The organism is Pseudomonas khavaziana, assembly GCF_036704165.1.
GTDB lineage: Bacteria > Pseudomonadota > Gammaproteobacteria > Pseudomonadales > Pseudomonadaceae > Aquipseudomonas > Aquipseudomonas khavaziana.
The window spans coordinates 4,298,678-4,320,676 of sequence record NZ_CP129946.1 but is presented as its reverse complement, the minus strand read 5'-3'; the positions used below and the strand labels follow the sequence as shown (position 1 = coordinate 4,320,676).

General features: G+C 62.5%; 18 protein-coding genes and 3 pseudogenes. 15 read left to right on the top strand and 6 right to left on the bottom strand.

What is annotated here, in order from left to right:
- Positions 1-50: 50 nt before the first annotated feature.
- From QYQ93_RS19040 to gspD, 15 genes and pseudogenes are all read left to right on the top strand, one after another.
- Positions 51-1,433 carry an MFS transporter gene (locus QYQ93_RS19040; RefSeq protein ID WP_338475261.1) on the top strand — a complete coding sequence of 461 codons (1,383 nt, stop codon included), beginning with the start codon at positions 51-53 and terminating at the stop codon, positions 1,431-1,433.
- An 86-nt stretch (positions 1,434-1,519) separates the two neighbouring features.
- Positions 1,520-2,212 (top strand): aquaporin Z, encoded by a 693-nt coding sequence (gene aqpZ, locus QYQ93_RS19035; RefSeq protein ID WP_043049603.1) that lies wholly within the window; start codon positions 1,520-1,522, stop codon positions 2,210-2,212.
- 103 nt (positions 2,213-2,315) lie between these two features.
- Positions 2,316-2,468: pseudogene (locus tag QYQ93_RS19030) on the top strand (LacI family transcriptional regulator); the annotation flags it as partial.
- Positions 2,469-3,006: 538 nt separating this feature from the next.
- Positions 3,007-3,205 (top strand): annotated as a pseudogene (locus QYQ93_RS19025) (hypothetical protein); the annotation flags it as partial.
- Between the two features lie 206 nt (positions 3,206-3,411).
- Positions 3,412-5,109 carry a type II secretion system ATPase GspE gene (gspE, locus tag QYQ93_RS19020; RefSeq protein WP_338477276.1) on the top strand — a complete coding sequence of 566 codons (1,698 nt, stop codon included), beginning with the start codon at positions 3,412-3,414 and terminating at the stop codon, positions 5,107-5,109.
- On the top strand, positions 5,106-6,302 hold the full coding sequence (gspF, locus tag QYQ93_RS19015; protein ID WP_043049325.1) for a type II secretion system inner membrane protein GspF: 1,197 nt from the start codon (positions 5,106-5,108) through the stop codon (positions 6,300-6,302). Before gspE ends, gspF begins: the two co-directional genes overlap by 4 nt.
- 20 nt (positions 6,303-6,322) lie before the next feature.
- Entirely contained in the window at positions 6,323-6,733 is a 411-nt protein-coding gene (gene gspG, locus QYQ93_RS19010; protein ID WP_124421745.1) for a type II secretion system major pseudopilin GspG, read from the top strand.
- Between the two features lie 7 nt (positions 6,734-6,740).
- Entirely contained in the window at positions 6,741-7,166 is a 426-nt protein-coding gene (locus QYQ93_RS19005) for a GspH/FimT family pseudopilin (RefSeq protein WP_043049327.1), read from the top strand.
- Positions 7,163-7,495, top strand: coding sequence for a type II secretion system protein (locus QYQ93_RS19000; RefSeq protein WP_043049328.1), 333 nt, complete (start codon positions 7,163-7,165; stop codon positions 7,493-7,495). The genes QYQ93_RS19005 and QYQ93_RS19000 overlap by 4 nt, the downstream gene beginning before the upstream one ends.
- Entirely contained in the window at positions 7,492-8,100 is a 609-nt protein-coding gene (locus tag QYQ93_RS18995) for a prepilin-type N-terminal cleavage/methylation domain-containing protein (RefSeq protein ID WP_043049329.1), read from the top strand. Before QYQ93_RS19000 ends, QYQ93_RS18995 begins: the two co-directional genes overlap by 4 nt.
- Entirely contained in the window at positions 8,097-8,798 is a 702-nt protein-coding gene (locus tag QYQ93_RS18990; protein ID WP_043049330.1) for a general secretion pathway protein GspK, read from the top strand. Before QYQ93_RS18995 ends, QYQ93_RS18990 begins: the two co-directional genes overlap by 4 nt.
- Entirely contained in the window at positions 8,795-9,787 is a 993-nt protein-coding gene (locus tag QYQ93_RS18985) for a PilN domain-containing protein (protein ID WP_338475260.1), read from the top strand. The genes QYQ93_RS18990 and QYQ93_RS18985 overlap by 4 nt, the downstream gene beginning before the upstream one ends.
- Entirely contained in the window at positions 9,762-10,364 is a 603-nt protein-coding gene (gspM, locus tag QYQ93_RS18980; protein WP_043049332.1) for a type II secretion system protein GspM, read from the top strand. The genes QYQ93_RS18985 and gspM overlap by 26 nt, the downstream gene beginning before the upstream one ends.
- The gene (locus QYQ93_RS18975; protein WP_338475259.1) at positions 10,361-10,861 is read left to right on the top strand and encodes a hypothetical protein; all 501 of its coding nucleotides are present in this window, start codon (positions 10,361-10,363) and stop codon (positions 10,859-10,861) included. The genes gspM and QYQ93_RS18975 overlap by 4 nt, the downstream gene beginning before the upstream one ends.
- 5 nt (positions 10,862-10,866) lie before the next feature.
- Positions 10,867-12,993 carry a type II secretion system secretin GspD gene (gene gspD / locus QYQ93_RS18970; protein WP_338477275.1) on the top strand — a complete coding sequence of 709 codons (2,127 nt, stop codon included), beginning with the start codon at positions 10,867-10,869 and terminating at the stop codon, positions 12,991-12,993.
- A 47-nt stretch (positions 12,994-13,040) separates the two neighbouring features.
- Here gspD and QYQ93_RS18965 read toward each other — a convergent pair.
- The 6 genes and pseudogenes from QYQ93_RS18965 to QYQ93_RS18940 form a co-directional block, all read right to left on the bottom strand.
- Positions 13,041-13,877 (bottom strand): annotated as a pseudogene (locus QYQ93_RS18965) (5'-nucleotidase, lipoprotein e(P4) family).
- Between the two features lie 59 nt (positions 13,878-13,936).
- A complete protein-coding gene (locus QYQ93_RS18960; protein WP_338475258.1) occupies positions 13,937-16,447 on the bottom strand; it encodes a fimbria/pilus outer membrane usher protein in 2,511 nt (836 codons plus the stop codon).
- A gap of 85 nt (positions 16,448-16,532) precedes the next feature.
- Positions 16,533-17,273, bottom strand: coding sequence for a molecular chaperone (locus QYQ93_RS18955; RefSeq protein WP_338475257.1), 741 nt, complete (start codon positions 17,271-17,273; stop codon positions 16,533-16,535).
- A 75-nt stretch (positions 17,274-17,348) separates the two neighbouring features.
- On the bottom strand, positions 17,349-17,951 hold the full coding sequence (locus QYQ93_RS18950; protein ID WP_043049337.1) for a fimbrial protein: 603 nt from the start codon (positions 17,949-17,951) through the stop codon (positions 17,349-17,351).
- Positions 17,952-18,149: 198 nt separating this feature from the next.
- On the bottom strand, positions 18,150-18,797 hold the full coding sequence (locus QYQ93_RS18945) for a response regulator (RefSeq protein WP_338475256.1): 648 nt from the start codon (positions 18,795-18,797) through the stop codon (positions 18,150-18,152).
- A 23-nt stretch (positions 18,798-18,820) separates the two neighbouring features.
- Complete coding sequence (locus tag QYQ93_RS18940; RefSeq protein WP_338475255.1) at positions 18,821-21,994, bottom strand: hybrid sensor histidine kinase/response regulator; 3,174 nt, start codon at positions 21,992-21,994, stop codon at positions 18,821-18,823.
- Between the last annotated feature and the right edge of the window lie 5 nt (positions 21,995-21,999).

Sequence of the window (21,999 nt, the reverse complement as noted above, 5' to 3'; positions counted from 1 at the left end):
CCCATTCGATAAAAATAATCAGGCATATCCATATGCCCAGGGGTTACCTCATGCAAACCATACCCGAGCATTCGCCCGCGCAGGCGCCATCTCGCGAACTCGACTTTGAAAACCAGACCTATCGCAAAGTCATCTGGCGCATCCTTCCCGTGCTGCTTTTGTGTTACATGGCAGCCTACCTGGACCGGGTCAACATCGGCTTTGCCAAACTGGATATGCTCAATGAGCTGCAGTTCAGCAACACGGTCTATGCGTTGGGCGCCAGTATGTTTTTCTGGGGGTATTTCCTCTTCGAAGTCCCCAGCAATCTGCTGCTGCATCGCTTCGGGGCACGGTTCTGGATCGCCCGGATCATGCTCAGTTGGGCAGTGATCTCCATGGCGGTGGCCTACACCGTGCCGCTGGCGGGGTTCTTCGGTATCCAGTCAAGCAGCATGTTTTATGTGTTGCGCTTCCTGCTGGGGGTGTGTGAAGCCGGCTTCTTCCCCGGCGTGATTCTGTACCTCAATTATTGGTTTCCAACGCACCGGCAAAGCCGCGTGATGTCCGGCTTCCTGATGGCCATGCCGATCAGCCTGACACTGGGCGGCATGTTGTCCGGTTGGCTGATGAACAGCATGCAGGGCGTGCATGGCTTGTCGGGCTGGCAGTGGATGCTGATCATCGAGGGGCTTCCGTCGATCATCATGGCCTTCATCGTGATCGTTTGCCTGGCCGACAACATCGACAAGGCCAAGTGGCTTTCAGCGGCGGAAAAAGCCCTGCTCAAGGCCAACCTGCAAACCGATAACCACGGCAAGGCGACGCGTTTGAGCGAGGTGTTCTTCAACCCGAAGGTGTGGTTGCTGGTGTTGATTTTGCTGACCTTCAACACGGGCTTCTACGGCCTGGCGTTCTGGATGCCCTCGATTATCAAGAGCAGCGGTATCACCAACAGTTTGCACATTGGCTTCCTGACCGCCATACCCTATGCGGTCGCCACGGTGGTGATGCTGCTCAACGCTCGACACTCCAACCGTACCGGCGAGCGGCGCCTGCATGCGGCGATACCTGCCTTTATCGGTGGGGTCGGCTTGATCTTCAGCGCCTTCTTCGCCGACAACCTGGTGTTGTCCGTACTCTTCCTGAGCGTCGCCGCCTCCGGGATTCTCAGCCTGATGCCGATTTTCTGGACCCTGCCGGGGACCTTGTTGTCAGGCGTAGCGGCTGCAGCCGGCATCGGCATGATCAACGCCATCGGCAACCTGTCGGGGTTCACCGGGGCGATGATCACTGCGGTGGCTGAGAACCTCACCGGCAACATCAACAATGGCACCTATGTGTTGGCCCTATGTCTGTTCGTCAGTGGCGGGCTGATCCTGGCCATTCCCGTGTCCATGCTCGGCAGGGCGCCGAAAGCGGCAACCACCTCAGTGGCGCTGGAAACCGCATAGACATGCGCCAAGGAAATTTCCCACATCCAACCCCGATACCCGGTTGTTAGGCTCCAACTCTTTGACCTGATTCAAGGAGTTTCCTGATGACAAAACGTCTCGCCGCCGAGTTCTTCGGTACATTCTTATTGGTGCTGGGTGGCTGCGGCAGTGCCGTGTTGGCTGCCGCATTTCCTGAGTTGGGCATTGGTTTTGCAGGCGTGGCATTGGCATTTGGCTTGACGGTATTAACCATGGCCTACGCCGTCGGCCATATTTCTGGCGGGCATTTCAATCCGGCGGTCACCTTGGGTTTGCTCGCCGCTGGGCGTATTGATGGCAAGGATGTGGTGCCCTATATCCTCACTCAGGTTCTGGGTGCGATTGCGGCGGCCGGGGTGTTGTACCTGATCGCCAGCGGCAAGGCCGGGTTTGATGTAACGGCGGGGTTTGCCACCAATGGTTATGGCGAGCATTCACCCGGGGGCTTCTCGTTGCTGTCGGTAGCGGTCACCGAGTGTGTGCTCACGGCGTTTTTCCTGCTGATCATCCTGGGCGTCACCGATAAACAGGCGCCGGCGGGTTTTGCGCCGCTGGCCATCGGGTTTGCCCTGGTCTTGATTCACCTGATCAGTATTCCTGTAAGCAACACGTCGGTTAATCCGGCGCGCAGTACGGGTGTGGCGCTGTTCCAAGGCGATTGGGCGATGGCCCAGTTGTGGGTGTTCTGGGTGATGCCTTTGCTTGGCGCAGTGGCTGGTGGCCTCGTGCACCGTTTTGTCTTGGCGACAAAACAATAGTCGCCCAGGCCATCTTTGCTCGGCGCGCGCGGGACTCGAAATGGTTCGACCGCGCCATCTGGCTGCAACTCCGCCAGTGGCGGCAGCAATGCTGTCGGCCACGAACAGCGCGTTGGGCGACTTCGGCGCGTTGGAGCGGCGTGATGGTTTCGCCGCAACCCTCAGCGAACTGGGCGTGCAGCCTTCGGTCTTCGTCCCGGATACCGATCGCGCACCCTTCGAAGCGGGCAGGCAGGCCATGGATGTGCTGATGAGCATAGGTATCTACATAACTTTGGCGTGGCTCTGAACCTGTGGCGAGGGAGCTTGCTCCCGTGACGGTTCGGCATCTGGCGACTATCTACCTGACACCCCCGCGACCTATAAGTGTGGGAGGGGCGGTGCGACGATTCGACTTGCCCCCGATGGCGGCCTGACAGCCGACCAGGATGTTGGATCAGACCGAGTACATATCCGTTGCTGCGGTAACGGCCACTTAGGGTTACGCCCTTACGGCGTGTCACTTTTGTAAAGGCACAAAAGTAACCAAAAGGCCTTCGCCCCAACACTCGGCACCTCGCTTAGGCTCGGTGTGCCCGAACGCAGGCTTGAATCCGTGGGCCGCCGCCACGCGCCATCCATGGCGCGGGGCGGCTAACCCGGCGTCCTGCCGGGTTACCCACGGCTTCAAGCCTGCGTTCGGCCAGCGTGTTTGACGGGGCGCCTGAGATCAAGATCAAAAGCCAGAGCAACAGCAACAGCGCAAGAGCAAGCAGTTGTGTAGATACCTATGCACTGATGGCCGAGTCAGCAGGCCCGATGCGATCTTCTTCGCCAATGACAACCTTGCGGCCGGCGGCTTACCCGCGCTGGAGATCGGTGTCGTTGCTGCCACAGGGGTCTTGCAAAGGTTGGGCGTATTACCGATCACGAGTGAAGTTCAGCGCTTGAATCTTTTTGCACTGCCGGTTAATTGAACGGGAAAGTGCCCGAATTAATAAGAAGTATGGCTAATGGCAACTAGTGGCTATTGGCTGCTAATGCTCTATATCAGTGCATTTGGCAACGTTTTGTATTTAATTCTCCCGTGATCCGGAACTAGCGCTATAACTTCCAGTCGATACCCCCGGCTAACTCCCGTATGGGCTGTGGCGAACTAATGGCATTGTTCGGTAGTTCCAAATAGCCATACTTTTCGCAACCTCAGATATTCCCAGATGATGTCGTCAGCCCCCATTGATGCCTGCAAGCTGCCTATCCCGCACACCGACCAGGTGTGCGCGTGGCTGATGCAGCATGCCGGGCTCAAATCCCTCGACCTGGAGCGCGCCCAGCGCTTATCCACTGACCCCCGCGACCTGCTGGGGTTACTGACGCGCCTGGGCTTGGTCTCCGAGGTCGAGCTGGCGCGTGCCTGGGCCGATCTGCTGGATGCGCCCTTGCTGCTGGCCGACGCCGCGCCGCCGCTGCTCGACCCGCTGCCGGTCTTGACCGAACGCTTTATGCGGCACTACCAAGTGGTGCCCATGGGCTGGAGCGAAGGAGGCCTGCGCGTACTGGCCGCCAACCCGGCGCAGCTGTATCCGTTCCAGGCCCTGGCCTATGCCTGTCAGGTGCCGGTGTGGCTGGCCATCGGCCCGCGCAATGAAGTCGACACACTGATCGAGCGCTATTACGGCCAGGGCCGTTCCGCCATGGGCACCCTGATCGAGAACCTCGACGAGCAGGACGGCGCCCTTGAAGACATCGAGCACCTCAAGGACATGGCGTCCGAAGCGCCGGTGATTCGCCTGGTCAACCTGATCCTGCAACGTGCGGTGGAACAGCGCGCTTCGGACATCCATATCGAGCCCTTCGAAAACCAGTTCAAGGTGCGCTATCGCATCGACGGCGTGCTGCACGACGCCGAAGCGCCGCCCGCCAGTTCATCGGCGGCGGTGATCTCGCGGGTGAAAATCATGGCGCGCCTGGACATTGCCGAACGGCGCCTGCCCCAGGACGGGCGCATCATGCTGCGCATCCAGGGCAAGGAGCTGGACCTGCGCGTGTCCACGGTGCCCACCAGTTTTGGCGAGTCGGTGGTGATGCGCCTGTTGGATCGGCAAACCGTGCAGTTCGACTTCCCCAGCCTGGGTTTCGATGGCCAGCGCCTGGCGGCCTTCCTCGACCTGCTCGAACGGCCCCACGGCATCCTGCTGGTGACCGGGCCCACCGGCTCGGGCAAAACCACCACGCTCTACACCGCCTTGTCGCGGCTCAACACCAGCGAACGCAAGATCATCACCGTGGAAGACCCGGTGGAATACCAGCTCGAAGGGATCAACCAGATCCAGGTCAAGCCGGCCATCGGCCTGGACTTTGCCGGGGTGCTGCGCGCCATCGTGCGCCAGGACCCGGATGTGATTATGATCGGCGAAATCCGTGACCTGGAAACCTGCCGCATCGCCGTGCAGTCCTCCCTCACCGGGCACCTGGTCCTGTCGACCCTGCACACCAACAGCGCTGCCGCGAGTATCACGCGCTTGCTCGACATGGGCGTGGAGAGCTACCTGATTGCCTCCACCGTCAGCGGCATCCTCGCCCAGCGCCTGGTACGGCGCCTGGACCCGGCCACGCGGGTAGCCTTCGAAGCGCCGCCGGCATTGATCCAGGAACATGGCCTGGATCGATTGACCGAGCAGCGTCCGATCCTGCTCTACCGCGGCGATTACCACGGTCGCAGCGCGCTCACCGAATTGCTGGTGATGAACGACGAATTGCGCAGCCTGCTGATGCGCCACGCCGACGCCGCCACCCTTGAGCAGGCGGCGCGCCTCGGCGGTTTGCGCACCTTGTATGAAGACGGTTTGCGCCAGGCGCTGGCGGGCGTCACGTCCCTGGAAGAAGTGCTGCGCGTGACCCGTGGAGAGGACGCGTGAGCCTGTTCAAATTCCGCGCCCTGGACAGCCAGGGCGTCGCCCAGAGCGGTACGCTGCACGCCGCTGACCAGGCCGCCGCCGTCGCCGCCGTGCACAAACGTGGCTGGTTGCTGCTGCACATCGAAACGGCGGGCAGCCCTTTATTGCGCCACACACATCGGACGTTGAAGGGTGCCGCGCTGGTGAGTTTCACCCAGCAGCTGGCCACGCTGCTTGGCGCCGGCCAGCCCCTTGAGCGCTCGCTGGGCCTGCTGCTCAAGCAACCTGGCCAACCCCAGGTGCGGGCATTGATCGAACGTATCCGCGAGGAGGTCAAGGCCGGCAAGCCGTTGTCGGTCGCGTTGGAGGAGGAGGGCGGTACGTTTTCCCCGCTGTACTTGAGCATGGTGCGCGCCGGTGAAGCCGGTGGAGCGCTGGAAGCGACCCTGCGCCAGCTCAGCGATTATCTGGAGCGCAGCCAGTTACTGCGTGGCGAGGTGATCAACGCACTGATCTACCCGGCGTTCCTGGTGGTCGGCGTGCTGGGTTCGCTGGCGCTGTTGCTGGCTTATGTGGTGCCGCAATTTGTGCCGATCTTCCAGGACCTGGGCGTGCCGATTCCGCTGATCACCCAAGTGATCCTGGGGCTTGGCGAGTTTCTGGGGGCCTATGGCCTGGTGCTGTTGGCCGGGATGTCGATCAGTGCATGGAGCCTGGCAGCGCGCCTGCGCGACCCCGGTCGGCGCGAACGCTTTGACCGTCGTCTGTTGGGCGTGCGCGTAATCGGCCCGCTGCTGCAGCGGGTCCAAGCCGCCCGCCTGACCCGCACCCTCGGCACCTTGCTCAGCAATGGCGTGGCGTTACTGCCGGCGTTGGTCATCGCCCGGCAGGTCTGCAGCAATCGTGCACTGCAGGCGCAAGTGGCGTTGGCGGCGCAACGGGTCAAAGGCGGCGGCACCCTGGCCGATGCATTTGGCCGCCAGCCGCTGCTGCCGGAGTTGGCCCTGCAAATGATCGAGGTCGGCGAACAAGCCGGTGAACTGCCCAGCATGCTGCTCAAGGTCGCCGACATCTTCGACATAGAGGCCAAACGCGCAATCGAGCGTCTGCTCGCGGCGCTGGTGCCGACACTGACCGTGGTCATGGCCGTGCTGGTGGCAGTGATCATGCTCGCGATCATGCTGCCGCTGATGAGCCTTACCAGCCATATATGAACCTTCATGGAGTGGAATCAATGAAAACCAGGCATCGCCAACGCGGCTTCACCCTATTGGAAATGCTCGCGGTGATCGTGCTGCTGGGTATCGTCGCGACCATTGTGGTGCGCCAGGTCGGCGGCAATGTGGACAAGGGCAAATACGGCGCGGGCAAGGCGCAACTGGCCAGCTTGAGCATGAAGATCGACAGCTACGCCCTGGACGTGGGCGCGCCGCCCAACAGCCTGCAACAGCTGCTGGACAAACCGGCCAATGCGTCCAGCTGGGCTGGCCCCTACGCCAAGCCTTCGGAATTGAAAGACCCGTTCGGCCATGGCTTCGGCTATCGCTTCCCCGGTGAGCACGGCGCCTTCGACCTGATCTTCTACGGCCAGGACGGCCAGCCCGGCGGTGAGGGCTACAGTGCCGACCTGGGCAACTGGGAATAACCCGCCCATGGCCCAGCGCGGCTTTACCCTGCTGGAGATGCTGGTGGTGCTTGTATTGATCGGTATCGCGACCGGGTTGCTGGCCTTCGGTGTGCGCCAGGGGCTGCAGATGGCCCAGGAACGCCGGGTGGTCGGGCAGATGGTCGAGGCACTGCGCACCACGCGGGCGGGGGCGATTATCAGTGGCCAGGCGGCACGCACCGAGTTCGATCTCCAGGGCCTGACTTTCCAGGCCCCAGGGCGTGCGCCGCAACACTGGCCGGCCCAGTTGCAGGTGACGTTGCACAGTGCCGAGGCGGCGGGCGCCGCCGTGGTGTTCTACCCCGATGGCAGCTCCACCGGCGGCAACCTGTTGCTGGCCAACGGCACGCGGCGTTGGCGTATCGATATTGGCTGGCTCACGGGCAGCGTGCAGTCCAAGGCGCTGCCATGAAGTACCAGGCCGGCTTTACCTTGCTGGAAATGCTCGCCGCCCTGACGTTGATGGCGGTGTGCAGCAGTGTGTTGCTGGTTGCCTTCGGCCAGAGTGCGCGCTCGTTGTCGCAAGTGGCCCACAGCGACCGGCTCACCCATGCCGCGCTCACGGTGCTCGACCAGGAAGCGGCCGGCCCGTTGACCGAGGGCACCCGCCAGGGCGAACTCGATGGCATCCATTGGCAGTTGACCAGCACGCGACAACAGCCCCATCTGTTTCGCCTCGACCTGAGCCTGCGCGAAGGCTCGCGCCAGGCCCGTTTCAGCACCTTGAAGGCACGCCTGTGAAGCGCCGCGAGCAGGGCTTCACCTTGCTGGAGATCCTCGTGGTGCTCAGCCTGCTCTCGATATTGCTGCTGCTGGTGGGCGGTGCGTTGCTCGGAGCCAACCGGGCGGTGGCCAAGGCCCAGGGCTACACCGCCAGCCTGGACGAAATGCGCGCAGCCCAACAGTTCTTGCGCACCGCCATCAGCGAGGCGCTGCCGTTGGATGTGACTGAGGACGACAGCCAGGCCGATGGGTTTTTTATCGCGACGCCAGAGCGCTTGCAGTTTGTGTCGACCTTGCCCGGCGTGCTCGGCGGTGGCATCCAGCGCTTTACCCTGCAACGGGTCGAGCAGGATCTGCAGGTGGTGTTCTCGCAGCCGGAATCGCACAAACATCCCCTGCGCGACGACCCCCAGGTGCTGCTGCATAACGTCCAGGCGTTGCGGTTCAGTTTTCGTGGTGTCTCGCCATTGGGCCAGCCCACCGGCTGGCTGAGCACCTGGCCCTGGCCCAAGCGATTGCCCGCAGCGGTGCGCATCGACGCCAGCGTCAACGGGCCGGTGCCTTGGGTGACCCAGGTGATTGCCCTGCGCCTGAACCTGTCCAGCGCGAGTATTGAGGAATGAGGCGCCAACGCGGTGCGGCGCTGTTGCTGGTGCTGTGGGTGCTGGCCTTGCTCAGCGTATTGCTTGGCGGTCTGGCGGGCTGGGTACAGCTGGAAAGTCGCCAGGCGCTGTGGCATCGCCAGCACACCCAGGCACGCTTGGCCGCCGAAGCGGGTATTGCCCAGGTCATGGCTGGTGGGCATTGGGTGGCGGATGGTCGTGCTATCGCGCTGACCTTCGATGATGCCCGCCTACAGGTGCGCCTGCGCAGTGAGCGCGGCAAGTTGTACCTGGTCAACGCCCATACCGATGACCTGCTGCGCCTGGCCCTGGCTTGCGGTGCCACACCGGCCCAGGCCCAACAATTGGTCAAGGCCCTAGAGGCCCGTCGTAAACAGGGCCTGGCACCGTTTCGGGTGCTGGAAGAAGTGCGTCAAATGCCCGGTATGACCCAGGCGCTCTACAGCCAACTGTTGCCGGAACTCACCTTGTGGAGCGACCTGGACCGACCCGATCCGGCATTCGCCAGCGCCTTGATGCGCAAGGCACTGAACCTGCCGCGCCAAAACGCCGAGGGCGTCGACCCTGGCCAGGTGCTGGAAATCGACAGCCGCGCCGAACGCCCCGGCGGCTATCAGGCGCGCCTGCAACTCACCGTCTTATTGAGCCCCGCGGAGGACAGCGCACAGCCCTATCGGGTCGTGCGGTGGCAAGAATGAATCGACTCGAACCTATCGCCAGGCAGTGGCGCGGCAGCCTGCTGCAACAAGGCTGGCGCCTGTGGCTCACGGAGTTGCGCGGCTGTGTGCCGAAGTGGCTGGCCCTGCAGGAGCCACCTGAGCAGGTCCATCATTGGCCGCTGACGACGCCCGTTGCGCCGGGCAGTGCGCGCCAGGTGCTGATGCTCGCTCCCGACGCAGTGTTGCAGCAACGCGTGCAACTGCCCCTGGCTGCCGCGCGCAACCTCACGGAGGTGGTCGGCTATGAACTGGACCGCTACACCCCGTTCGACGCCGAGCAGCTGTACTTCGTGGCTCGCCAGGAGCAGCGCACGTCCAGTCACCTTGAGGTAACGCTGGTGGCGATCCTGCGCGAGCGCCTGGACCAGATCCTCAGCGACTGCGCCGCCCTTGGCTTGCATCCACACCGCGTGGACGTGGCGGGCATGGGCATCGACCTGCTGCCCGCGCCGCTGCGCCCGCGCCAACGTCCAGCCGGAAAGCAACTGCAGCGCAGCCTGCCGTGGTTGTGCGGTGCCTTGCTGATCGCCGCGATGCTGCTGTGGCTCAACGACCGCCAGCGCGTACTCGACACCATGCACGCCACCGTACAGCAGCAAAAAGCCCAGGTCGCCCAGGTGCACGCGGTACGCCAGCAACTGCTAAATACCCGCGGCGCAGCGCAGTACCTCACCCAGCGCAAACTGGCACAGCCGCCCCTGGCTGCGCTGCTGAACGACTTGACCACCTGCCTGCCCGCCGACACTTGGCTTGACCAATTGGCCGTCAAGGAGGGCGAGGTGACGTTCTCTGGCCAGAGTGCCAAGGCCAGCGGCCTGATCACCCGCATCAAAGGCTGCCGACGCCTGGAAAATGCCCAGTTCGAAGGGGTGATCCAACCCGATGCGCGCACCGGCAAGGACCAGTTTGCCTTGCGCGCCCACTTACGCCAGGAGGCCGCCGATGCGCCGACCCCTCACACCCCGTGAACGTCGCGGCGGGGCCTTGTTGATTCTCGCCGTGGTGCTCGGTGCGGCCTACTGGCTGTTGATCGACAGCTGGTTTGCCGGGCCGCTGCGGGCCATGGGCGAACAAGCCGAACAATTGCGTGAACAGCAGCAACGCTACGCCAGCGTATTGCGCCAGGGCGATGCATTGCGCGAGCAGCTTGAGCGCGCGCGGCAAGACCCGGCCAGCAGCGCCAGCCTGTTGCCCGGCGATGATCCCGATGTGGTCGCTGCCGACCTGATGCAGCGCCTCGCCGACCTGATCAACAGCCACGCCAACCTTGGCGGCGGCTGCACCCTGACCCAGCGCAAACCCATCACTGCCGAACAGGACGACAGCGAGCCTTACCGCCAGGTCAAGGTCAGCCTCACGCTCAACTGCGCAATCGAACCGCTGACCGCGATCCTGCATGCGCTGGAATATCAGCCGCCGTTTCTGTTTGTCGATGAGCTGCGCATTCGCCGCAGCAAACAGGCGCCGTCCACTGGCGGGGCGGGCAAGCTGGCGGTGCAACTGCTGGTGCGTGGTTACCTGCAACCTGCGCGGGTGGCGCCATGATCGGCTCACTGCGCCCATTGGAATGGAGCTTGCTCGGCCTGGCCGGCCTATTATGTCTGTTGATGGCGGTGATCCTCAGCAGCATCGGCGATGAACCGCGGTGGCTGCCCGCAGCGCCGGTGCCTGCGCAGCCCTCCGTCAGTGTGCAAGCCGCTCCTGCGCTGGCGTTGCAGGATCTGGCTGCCACCTGGCAAGCACCGCTGTTCAGCCCGGACCGCCGCCCGGACCGGGTGATGGGCAAGGTGCGGGTGGCCAGCCTGGCCAACCTGACCCTCAGCGGCATTATGATCACCGGCAACCTGCAAATGGCCATGCTCAAGCAAGCCGATGGCCCGGCGCTGACGGTACGCCTGGGCCAGACCCTGCCCAATGGCTGGCGCCTGGAACACCTGACCCCGCAATACGCCCGTTTCGCCCTGGACGGGCGCACCCAGACCCTGAGCCTCTACGGCAAGCGGTTACCCCTGATTTCCCATCCCCGCGAGCCCCTCCCTTGATCGATATGCGCACTTCGCTGTTTTGCCTGGCCACTGCCGTCTCCCTGGGCGGCTGTGGATCCTTGCCCGACACCCTCGACCCCGACGCCGACCTGCTGCACGAAGCCCTGCAGGGTACCGGCTCGCAACGCCCGCCGCCCGAGTCGCCCGTGGCTGAAAACCCTCAGCCGGCCACCCCGGCACCGCCGCAACGCCAGTTGATTCGCGGCAATCAAGGCTTCGTGCGCCAACCCACCGCGCCCGCGAAAGTGCCGGAGCAGGGCGGCGACATCGTGTTCAACTTCGCCGACCAGCCCATCGAGGCGGTGATCAACAGCGTGATGGGCGACCTGCTGCACGAGAACTACAGCATCGCCGAGGGGGTGAAGGGCAATGTCAGCTTCTCCACCTCCAAACCGGTGGACAAGCAACAGGCGCTGTCGATTCTCGAGACCCTGCTGTCGTGGACCGACAATGCCATGATCAAGCAGGGCAGCCGCTACGTGATCCTGCCGGCCAACCAGGCGGTGGCGGGCAAGCTGGTGCCGCAGATGCGCGTGGCGCAACCGTCCAGCGGCCTCTCGGCGCGGCTGTTCCCGCTGCGCTATATCTCCGCCACCGAGATGCAGAAACTGCTCAAGCCGTTTGCCCGCGAGAACGCCTTTCTGTTGGTCGACCCGGCACGCAATGTACTGAGCCTGGCCGGCACCCCGGAAGAGTTGGCCAACTACCAGGACACCATCGACACCTTCGACGTCGACTGGCTCAAGGGCATGTCGGTGGCGGTCTTCGGCCTGCAACGCGCCTCGGTGGCCGAACTGATGCCCGAGCTGCAAGCCATGTTCGGTGCCGACAGCGGCACGCCCCTGGCGGGCATGCTGCGCTTCCTGCCGGTCGAGCGCACCAATTCGGTGGTGGCGATCTCTTCCCAGCCCGAGTACCTCAGCGAGGTGGGCGACTGGATTCGCACCATCGACGAGGGCGGCGGCAACGAGCCGCAGATGTATGTGTACGACGTGCGCAATATGAAGGCCGCCGACCTGGCCAAGTACCTGCGGCAGATCTACGGCAACGGCGCGATCAAGGACGACACGCCCGCCAAGGTCGCCCCGGGCTTGCGTACGACTACATTGTCATCGTCCACCAGCGCCGGTTTGCAATCCAACGCCCCTGTGCCGGCCGCCGAGGAACCCGAGCCGCAGAGCGGCGAGAACACCCCGGCGACCCCCACCAGCGACCTCGAGGCCGGCACCCGCATCACCGCGCAAAAGAGCAGCAACCAACTGCTGGTGCGCACTCGCCCGGCGCAGTGGAAAGAGATCGAAGCGGCGATCAAGCGCCTGGACAACCCGCCGCTGCAAGTGCAGATCGAGACCCGCATCCTTGAGGTCAAGCTCACCGGTGAGCTGGACCTGGGCGTGCAGTGGTACCTCGGTCGCCTGGCCGGCAATTCCACCAGCACTACGGTGGCCAATGCCTCCGGCAGCCAGGGCGCACTGGGCGGTGGTGGGGCCGGGCTGGGGGCGGCGGACTCGTTGTTCTACTCTTTTGTCAGCTCCAACCTGCAAGTGGCCCTGCACGCCCTGGAAACCAACGGCCGTACCCAGGTGCTGTCGGCGCCGTCGCTGGTGGTGATGAACAACCAGCCGGCGCAGATCCAGGTGGGCGACAACATTCCCATCAGCCAGACCACCGTCAACACCGGTGACGCCGACACTACCTTGAGCAGCGTCGAATATGTGCAGACCGGGGTGATTCTGGACGTGGTGCCGCGCATCAATCCGGGTGGCCTGGTGTACATGGATATCCAGCAGCAGGTCAGCGATGCCGAGAGCCAGGTGGGTAATAGCGACACGCCGGTGAATCCGCGGATTTCCACACGCTCGGTGTCCACCCAGGTGGCGGTGCAGAGTGGGCAGACGGTGTTGCTCGGCGGGTTGATCAAGCAAGACAACGCTGAGAGTGTCAGTGCCGTGCCTTACCTGGGCAAGATCCCGGGTTTGCGCTGGTTGTTTGGCAATACCAGCAAGTCCAAGGACCGAACGGAGTTGATCGTGCTGATCACCCCGAGGGTAATTACCAGCAGCAGCCAGGCGCGGCAGGTGACGGATGACTATCGCCAGCAGATGCAGCTGTTGCGGCCCGCTCAATAATCCGGGCCGCACTCGCTAAAAATGTGGGAGGCGATGTAGGGCTACCCCTATTCCTGCAACAACAATGCCTGCTGCTTGAACCTGCGTTTCTGCGCAAACGGTAAGGTCTCATCGTCCCCATACGGCGCGCTGTACCAATTGCCGTAGCTCGGGTTGGGCAGCAGGAACCAGCGCTGCCCCAGCCAGTTCACATAGGGTTCGACGGCCTTGCGCTGCGCAGCCAGGGTGTTGTGTTCGGCCTGCACGAAATCTCCCAGCGAGTCACCGGCCATCAACAGCACGCGGGCATGATTGGCGACTCACTGGCGACGGCAATTCTTGCCATAGCCAGCGCTTTCGCAGTGGCCGATGGGGGTGCTGGCCGCCAGGATCTGTGCGTCGCTCTCTATCGGAAAGCCACGCAAACGCAGGTTTTCAGCAGTGGCCGCGACCTGGCTGTGTTCGCGGTTGGTGAGGTAATACACCTTGATCCCTTTTTGCCTGGCTGCCTGCAGGAATGCCACGGAACCTGGTAGTGCCTGGGCCTTGGCCTGCTCCACCCAGGTGTTCCAGCGGTCATAGGAATACACCTGGTTATTGATGATGTCGCGGGCGTTGAGCGGCACGTTGTCCAGCAGGGTCTCGTCGATATCCACCACCACCGCCGGTGGCAGGCCGGCCAGCTTGCGCGCCGGGAAGGGCAGGGCGTCCCAGTTGGGGTCGGCCAGCGCTACATCGAGTTGGCGGGTGGCGTTGGCGAAGAGCTGGCGGTAGATCAGCTCGTGCTCGATGGACGTCTGGGTCCAGAGCACGGCGTCGAGTTGGTCGTTGGCCGGTGGGGTTTGCTGGCAGCCTGCAAGGGCGGTGGTCAACAGGCAGGCACTGGCGAAGAACAAGTTACGCATGGGCAAGTCTCGCAGAGGGTAGGCGCGTGGTCAGCACAGTAGCGCAATCACCCGCACAATCAAGGCGTGCACACCAGTGACTGGCGCTCATAGTTCAGCGCCTTGTTCTGCGGTGGCAACGCATAGGTGGCACGACAATGCTGCTCACCCCACTTGATGATCAGCGTGCCCTGATCCTCTTCCACCAGTGCCAGGGCATTGCCATTTGGATCGGCAATTGCCAATTGCTTGCCATTGGCGTCTTCCAGCGAGGCACCAAACGACAGCGGCTGATGCTGTGCGTCAAACAACTCAAACAACACCCGCCGTCCGGTAGTACCACTGTAATGCGCCACCACGATGGCGCCACGGCGCGGCACCAGCTGCTGGGTGGCGTTAGTGATTTCCACGTCGCCACCCAGATCGCGAGTGTCCAGGCTGATCCAGTTGACCCGGTAAGGTTGCGCAGTGGGCACCACCGCATAGCCGTTGTAACCGGTTTCCACCCCGCTGTAGCTGCTGATCTTGGCTCCAGCGACGCCAGGCACCTCAGCCAGGGCGAAGGTCTCGCTGACGGTTTGCCCCAGGTTGACGCCGCCAGCATGGGCCACCACAGAACCGGCAAGGTTGAAGTTCTGTGAGTTGTAGCCCTGGCCCTGGCTGTAGCCGAGGCTGACGTCTGCCACGGCGGTGCGGCTGTTGATGTTCACCGAGCCTGAGTCGCCGCTGGTGTCACTGTGGCCGGCCTGCACCGAATAGAAGGTGTCGCTGGTGTCGGCCACGTAGCCGTTGATGCCCGCTTGGGTGGTGGTGTCGCCACGTTGGTGGCTGGTGGTGACAAACGCCCGTGGCGCGCGGGCCTGGCTGCCCAGCGGAAAGGACACCGACAGGTTCAACTGTGTGTCGCTGCTCGGCTCGCCCCAGGTGACGATCTGCTTGGTACGCGTCACGCCAAGGTTGTAGCTCAGGTCGCCCCAGTTGCCGGTGTAGCCTGCGGAAAAGCTCTGGGAACCGCCGCGATTCCAGTAGCGCTGGTCGCTGGCGTTTACATACAGGCTACCGAATTCACTGTTGCGTCCGATGCTCTGGTTGATGGTCAGGTCGGTGCGGGTTTTCGAGTGGCCGGTGCGCACGCGCAGGTCTTCGCTGCTGTCTTCCACATGGTCGGTGAGGGTGCGATAGCCCTCGGTGGAGTAGCGATAGGCGGCCAGGGTGAAGTTGGTGTCGGTGCCGGCAAAGGTCTTGGCGTACAAGGCGCGCACGCTGCTGCCCTGGGAAGTTCGGCCCTGGGCCTTGCTGGACGAATGGGTGGTATCCAGGGAGAACGCACCGAATGCGGTGTTGCGGCCGGCGCCGATCGACAGCGCGCTGTAGTCCTCACTGGCTTGCACACCGACAATCCCGCTGAGGTTGCTGGTCAAGCCGTAAGCCAGCGTACCGCTGAGAAAACGCGGGCTTGCCAGGCCATCGGCATTGCTTTTGAACGTGCCCGCCGAGACGCTGTACTTCACCTGGCCTTCGCGCACCATGATCGGCAGGCTGGAGAACGCCTGCATCGTCACCCGACGCGTGCCGTCGGCTTCGATCACGGTGATTTGCAGGTCACCGTTGGAACCGCTGGGGTAGATATCGTTGATCTCGAACGGCCCCGGCGCGACGTTGGCGGTGTAGAGGATGTAGTCGTTCTGGCGGATTTCCACCGTCGCGTTGGTCTGCGCCACCCCACGGATTACGGGGGCATAGCCGCGCTCGCTGTCGGCGCGCATGCCATCATCCGAGGCGAGCTTGACTCCGCGATAGCGCACGCTGTCGAACAGGTCAGTGTCGGAGAAAATCTCACCGGCGCTGAACTGGCCCTTGATCGCGGTGACGTCATGCTGCAGGTAAGTGCGGTTGCTGGCAAAGGTGTTCGAGCGATCGGTGCCGCCGCTCAGGTTCGACTCGTTGCGCAGGCGCCAGGCCCCCAGGTTGATGCCGTTGCGCAGGCCCAGGTTATTGGCGATGCGGGTCTTGTAGTCGCCGGCGGTGCGGCTGCTGTTGAGCTGGTAATTGATGAAGGCGGCGGGCACACCGTCGTCCCACAACTGTGGGTCGACATACCCGCGCAAGCCGCGCTGCATCGCCACCTGCGGGATACTTGCGAGCAGGCGCAGGCGGCTGCTGTCGTAGCGCACGCTGGCGTCTTCGATCATGTCGGCAAGGGCGTAGCATTCCTGCGGCTGCTGCGGGTCGAGCTTGCCCTCGGCCTGCAAACGGTGCATGTCGATACCCAGTTGCTTGAGCAGGTCGAGGGTCAGGCAGGCTTCGACCCGGCCGTTTTTGGGGGTGCGCTTGAAATCGATATCGCGCCGGCCCACCAGCACTTCGTTGCTGTACAGGTCGACGCGGTAAGTGCCCGGCAGCACGCTGTTTGCAGAGAGCAATTGCTGCAAGTCCACTGGTGACTGCGAGCCTTGCAGGAAGGTGGTATTGAAGGTTTCCGTAGCGTCATCGGCCATGACCAGGCCGGGCAGGCTGGCGGCAATCGCCAGCGACAGCGTCTTCAACTTCAGTGCGCCACGTGCGGGCGTGTTGCTGGAAAGAAAAGACATGCGAAGACCTATGACATCCCTGATTGACGGACAGCCGGGCACGCAAACACGCACGCGAAGTGAACCTGTGGGTTAACGAAAGTGCTTAGGGGTTGAGGCGCGATTCAGTCGCGTGCGCCGGCAGCGTCGCGCCGCTGGACAGCGGTGCGCTGTAGTGGTTCTGCGCGCCGTAGTCATTGATGCTGGAAAACGACAACTGCACTGGTCCGCTTGCGACTGGAGCGGTGAGCGCAAACTGTTTTTGTTCGCCGGGCGCAATCATGGTGGAGTCGCTGGCCAATACCGCCTGCACTTTGATGTCGGCCATGGACACGTGGTACAGCGTCGGGTTTTTCACCTGCAACAGGGTTTGGCTGCCGTGTTTGGCCAGCGTCCATTCAAGCTGCGCAGGGGCTTGCAGCGCGCTGCCGGTAAGGCCGGCAGGGCGGTAAAAAATCTTGATGCGTTGGCGGATAGCCAACTGCAAGGTGTTCTCGGCTTCGCTGGCCTTGGGGATTTCCTGCACGTTGAGCCACACCACCGACTCGCGGTCCGTGGGCATGCCGGTGCCTTCGTACAGGATGCGCAGTAGTTGTTGTTCCTTGGCAAATACCCGCGCCAGGGGCGGGGTGACGGCAAACGGCGCGCGGCTGGCGCTGGCGTCGTTCATGTCGACCCAGGATTGAATCAATACATCCTGGTTACCGTTACGCACGGTAATGTTGGCTTCCTTGTGGTCACCGTCAAACACGATACGGGTGGCATTCAATGAAATGCTGGCGGCGGCCTGGGTAGCCATGAGCAAGCCCAGCAGCCCCAGACATGCGGCGATAGAACGAGGCGGCATGAGGGTTATCCGGTGTAATCAGAAGACAATGGCGAGGCCGCAAGGCCTCGCGCGTTCGGTGCCCGGGGCGCCGAATTATTCGTATTGCAGGATGAACGGCAGGGTGGCGTCACCGCGACCGGCGGTGGACGAACCCGCGGCTGCGGTAGTGACATAGGCGGCCGCGAAGCTCAGGGTGGCGTCGCCGCCTTCAGTACCGGCACCGTGCATGGTGCTTTCAATGCGTGCGGTGCTTGGCGAGCTGAGGTCGATCAGACCGCCCTTGCTGTCGAGCAGGGCGATACCGACGTTTTGTGCAGTGGCCGAACCCGGGGTCAGGGCCAGTACTTTTTTGCCGGTGACCAGGCCCGAACCGCCGTTGTTGGCGTCAAAGATCATGGCGACCTTGGTGCCCTGGTTGCAGTTGACGTTCAGGTTGAAGTCTTTGGCGGTCACGCGGCCTGCGGTCGGGTTTTCCGCGGTGCCCATGTCTTTGATCGATACGTTGCCCATGTCCACCGAAATAGTGCGGTCGGAGTTGGCGCCGTCCACCGAGCAGGCATCGTTGTTAATGACGCCGGTGAAGGTGATTTTACCGCTGCCACCCGTGGTTGGCGTCGGAGCAGGATCCACGGCAAATGCACTGCCGGAAGCGGCGATAATGGCCGAGGCGATCACAGCCAGGGAAAACTTTTTCATGATAATGTCCGTAAGTGTTAGTTGGAAAAGTTGCTGTTGTTGAACTGCGAGCAAAGAGTAGGCGACGAGGCGGCGGGAGCGAATAAGACGATTCTTATAAGCTCTGGGGCGGGCAGGTTATTTGTGGTGGTTGCAACGGTGGAAGGCTTGAAAACAAAGGGCAAAGCCATTGTCCAGGAATGGCTTGAAAGTTATGCGTTAGTTGAAGATGTTTCGTTCCAGGCAATAAGCAAGTAGATCCTGGTCGCTGCTCACTTCAAGTTTGCGCATGGCCGATATCTTTTGCGCACTGATGGTCTTTGAACTTCGGTTCTGACGGCGGGCAATATCACTTACGCTCATGCCGGAAATGAACAAGCGCAGGATCTCGAACTCTTTGGGCGATAAACTGGTAAAGCGTTCGTCTATCGCGGTGAGGGTCTCGATCACTGAGGTTTTGGGCGGCTCCAGGCTTCGATAGGCGCTGCGCTGCGCAATCGCTTTGAGCGCCAGTTGAATTTCGGTGTGCAACTGGCTTTTCTGAATGATGCCGACCACGCCCAGTTCCTGCAGGCGGGTGAGGATCAGGTGGTTGGAGATCATGGTCAGGATCAGGATCTGTACCTGCGGGAAATGCCGTTTCAGGTACTCCACCAGCTTCAGGCCATCGCCGTAGGGCGAATCGCCTGGCATGTTGTAGTCGGTGATCACGATATCGACGCCTTGATACTGCAACAACTCGATCAGGCCGGCCGAACACACGGCCTCGCCGACGACTTGAAAGCGTACGTCCCGCTCTACCAGTTCGCGAACGCCCAGCAACACGATCGGGTGATCGTCGGCGATTACCACGTTGAATTTTTTCATAAAGGGCCGTCCGTAGTGCCAGTTCAAGTGAGTGAAGGGTGCCCGGGCTGGAGAGTTTCCAGAACGGCCGACAGACGCCGCATCACAGTCTTCACCTTGAGCTCAAGCGTTGTGTCGAGGCTGCCGCGGTCAAGGGCGCTTTCCAGTTCGATGCACGCCTGGGCCAGGCTGAGCGCCTGAACAGCACCCAGGGCGCCGGCGATCGAATGCAGCAATTGGCCGAGTTTGCGGGTATCACGCTGTGCCAGAGCCACATCGATGCGCTGTATGTCCTGCTGCACGCTGCTGATGAACAGCGGGCGCATCTTGTCCGACAGTTGCACGCTGTCGTCGAATACCGGCGCGGCAGGCTCAACCGGGGGCTTGACCTTGCACAGCTTGATCAACTGGCCACGCAGGGTTTGCAGGCTCAAGGGCTTGACGATCCAGGCGTTCATGCCCACCGCCAGGCAACGCACGCCTTCCTCGCGCATCGCATTGGCGGTCACGCCGATAATCGGCAACTGAGGGTCATGTTCGCGCAGGGTTCTGGCCAGCTCGTACCCATTCATCAACGGCATATTCACGTCGGTCAGTACCAGGTCGAAAGCCTGGGGTTGCCACAATTGCAACGCCTGCTCGCCGTTGGCGGCCAGGCTAACCGAGCAACCGAGTGCCTCCAGCTGCTCCTTGATGATCGCCTGGTTGACCGGGTTGTCCTCGGCCACCAGGATGCGCAGCCCCAACTGCCCCGCAGTTTGTGGTCGGGTCGGCGTGGGCTGCTCATGCTTGCCATGCTGCGCCAGTGACACGGTGGCGGCGAGGGTGCGTACGTCGTGCAGATCCACCACCCAGCCTTGCGGCGTGTGCAGCGGCGGGCTGTGCGCACCCGGCAGGCACAGCACGCGCTGGCCGATCCATGGCCTGGCGGGCTCCCTGGGCAACAGGTCCACCAGCACTGCGTGATGGTTGTCTTTGTCCTGGGTGGTCGCCGCCAGGGTGGCAGTAATGCCCAGGCGGTTGAGCCAGTCACTCATCGCCTGTGCCAGTTCGCGTACCGGTGCCTGTACGTATACCGGCGTCGGGCTGGGTTCGATCAGCGGCAGGTTGGTGAGTGTGCCGCCACACAGCGGCAGGCGCATTTTCAACGTAAAGCTGCTGCCCAGCCCGGGCTCGCTGACCACACGGATCTGGCCGTCCATCATCTGCGCCAGCCACCGGCAGATCGGTAGGCCAAGCCCGGCACCGCCTTCGCTGGCGGTGTCCGGCGCCTGGTAGAACAGATCGAAGAGCTTGGCCTGCTGCGCCTCGGGGATGCCTACGCCGGAGTCGGTGACTTGCCATTGCAGGTCGACATGATTGGCGTCGCGGCCCGTCACCCTGGCACGAATCACCACGCGCCCGAAATCGGTGAATTTGATCGCGTTGCTGACCAGGTTATTGAGAATCTGGCGGATGCGCATCGGGTCGCCCATCACGCAGTCCGGCAACTGCGGGTCAATGCAGCTATAGAGCTGCAGCCCCTTGCGCTGGGCAAAAGCGGCGTAGGTGTGCAGGGTGTCTTCGAGCATGTCCAGCGGGCAGAACTCCACAGCTTCTATCGCCATTTGCCCGGACTCGATCTTCGAGACATCCAGCACATCGCTGATCAGCTGGAACAGGGTGGCGGACGAGCGCTGGATGGTGTGAAGGTAGGCCTTCTGGTGTGGGTCAAGGTTTGTCAGACCGAGTAATTCGAGAGTGCCGAGCACGCCATACAGCGGCGTGCGGATTTCATGGCTCATCGTTGCCAGGAACAACGTCTTGGCCTCGCTGGCTGCATCGGCGGCGTGGCGCGCCTCTTCCAGGGACTGGGCATCTTCGATATGCCGGGTAATATCGTTGAAAGCGTACAGGCGCACATTTTCAGCTTGGTAGCGGGTCGACACAAAACCGATCTGCAGGTGCCGGCCCTCGATCTCCAGATGCGTCTCACCGCTCTCAGCCATGTCGTGCTTACCGGCCATGGCCGCCACCAAACGTGCGGTACCGGGCCATTGCTGGGCCCGCTGGTTTTCGATCAACACCTTGCCATCGCTGCGTCGCACCACGCATAACCCGGTTGGGGCGGTGTCGATGATCACGCGACTGAATGCCACGCTTTCGGCAATGCGTTCGTGAGCCAGTTGCGCCGGCGTAATCACCTGGCGTCGATACCAGCGACTGCCGGCCCAACACAGGGTGATCAGGCTGAACAGCAGCAACGCCAAGGTGCTCAACGGCCACAATGCGGAGTGAAAGAAGTGCGAGTAGTTCAGGCCATAGACCGCGCTCCAGGGCTGGTCGCCGGCCTGGGTGATCTTGAATTCAATGCCGTTGGCCGTGAAATGCACACCGTCGCTGAGCTGCGCCTGGATGATTGGCCCGATCAACCGGGTGCGGTCAGGGCCAATCAGGGTGAAACGATCAAACGCCGAGTGATTCAGCGCGCGCTGTACATCGTCGACCTGCGACACATCGAGCAGGGTGCCGATCACTGCCTGGCCCTGTACGTCGAGTGGCAGGCCGATGTAGGCCAGCAAATATTCGGGTTCGGGCCCGGCCTGCCAATACACCCGATTCTGCTCAAGCGGCTGCGGTGTCTGTGCGAGGATTTGCTGCACAGCGTTGACTCGCGCCACGGGGTTGTCGGTATCCTCGGGGCTTTCCCGGTGCTGATAGCCCACGGACGGAACAGTGATGGTGTAGTTCGCCTGACGATTGAGCAGAAAGGTTTGCGGCGCCTCGTACGGCGACGAGGACCAGAAGGCGCTGTAGTAGCTGGTCAGGTGCGCGCCCAGGGCAAAAATCGGCGGCCTGGCGGCGGCTCCGATCTGCTGTTCATCGAACTTGATGCTGAACGGTACCGAAAACGAATACTTCTGGCCTTCGTACAATGTGCGGCGGTTGTCGACCATGCGGCTCTTGAGGCTGATCTGCACGTGGGTGGCGTGCAGCAGTTCGGCCTGGATGCCGGGATGCGTCAGGCTCTTGAGGTAGGTTTGCTGATCTGAGAGATTTTCCATCAGTCGCGCAAAGTGAAAGCGCATCGCGCCATACCGGATTTCGACGCCCCTTTGCAGAGACCAGTAATTGGTCAGTACCAGCAGCAAAGCAATTCCCATCAGCACCATCAAGCCCTTGTTCAGGCGCAATGAGCTGCGGGTAAAGGCTTCGAGGATCGCGTTGTTGTGCTTCATCAGGG

Excerpts from the sequence above, each read along its gene's own strand:
- QYQ93_RS19040 (WP_338475261.1), top strand. The coding sequence starts at position 51 with ATGCAAACCATACCCGAGCATTCGCCCGCGCAGGCGCCATCTCGCGAA.
- aqpZ (WP_043049603.1), top strand. The coding sequence starts at position 1,520 with ATGACAAAACGTCTCGCCGCCGAGTTCTTCGGTACATTCTTATTGGTG.
- gspE (WP_338477276.1), top strand. The coding sequence starts at position 3,412 with ATGTCGTCAGCCCCCATTGATGCCTGCAAGCTGCCTATCCCGCACACC.
- gspG (WP_124421745.1), top strand. The coding sequence starts at position 6,323 with ATGAAAACCAGGCATCGCCAACGCGGCTTCACCCTATTGGAAATGCTC.
- QYQ93_RS19005 (WP_043049327.1), top strand. The coding sequence starts at position 6,741 with ATGGCCCAGCGCGGCTTTACCCTGCTGGAGATGCTGGTGGTGCTTGTA.
- QYQ93_RS19000 (WP_043049328.1), top strand. The coding sequence starts at position 7,163 with ATGAAGTACCAGGCCGGCTTTACCTTGCTGGAAATGCTCGCCGCCCTG.
- QYQ93_RS18990 (WP_043049330.1), top strand. The coding sequence starts at position 8,097 with ATGAGGCGCCAACGCGGTGCGGCGCTGTTGCTGGTGCTGTGGGTGCTG.
- QYQ93_RS18985 (WP_338475260.1), top strand. The coding sequence starts at position 8,795 with ATGAATCGACTCGAACCTATCGCCAGGCAGTGGCGCGGCAGCCTGCTG.
- gspM (WP_043049332.1), top strand. The coding sequence starts at position 9,762 with ATGCGCCGACCCCTCACACCCCGTGAACGTCGCGGCGGGGCCTTGTTG.
- QYQ93_RS18975 (WP_338475259.1), top strand. The coding sequence starts at position 10,361 with ATGATCGGCTCACTGCGCCCATTGGAATGGAGCTTGCTCGGCCTGGCC.
- gspD (WP_338477275.1), top strand. The coding sequence starts at position 10,867 with ATGCGCACTTCGCTGTTTTGCCTGGCCACTGCCGTCTCCCTGGGCGGC.
- QYQ93_RS18960 (WP_338475258.1), bottom strand. The coding sequence starts at position 16,447 with ATGTCTTTTCTTTCCAGCAACACGCCCGCACGTGGCGCACTGAAGTTG.
- QYQ93_RS18955 (WP_338475257.1), bottom strand. The coding sequence starts at position 17,273 with ATGCCGCCTCGTTCTATCGCCGCATGTCTGGGGCTGCTGGGCTTGCTC.
- QYQ93_RS18950 (WP_043049337.1), bottom strand. The coding sequence starts at position 17,951 with ATGAAAAAGTTTTCCCTGGCTGTGATCGCCTCGGCCATTATCGCCGCT.
- QYQ93_RS18945 (WP_338475256.1), bottom strand. The coding sequence starts at position 18,797 with ATGAAAAAATTCAACGTGGTAATCGCCGACGATCACCCGATCGTGTTG.
- QYQ93_RS18940 (WP_338475255.1), bottom strand. The coding sequence starts at position 21,994 with ATGAAGCACAACAACGCGATCCTCGAAGCCTTTACCCGCAGCTCATTG.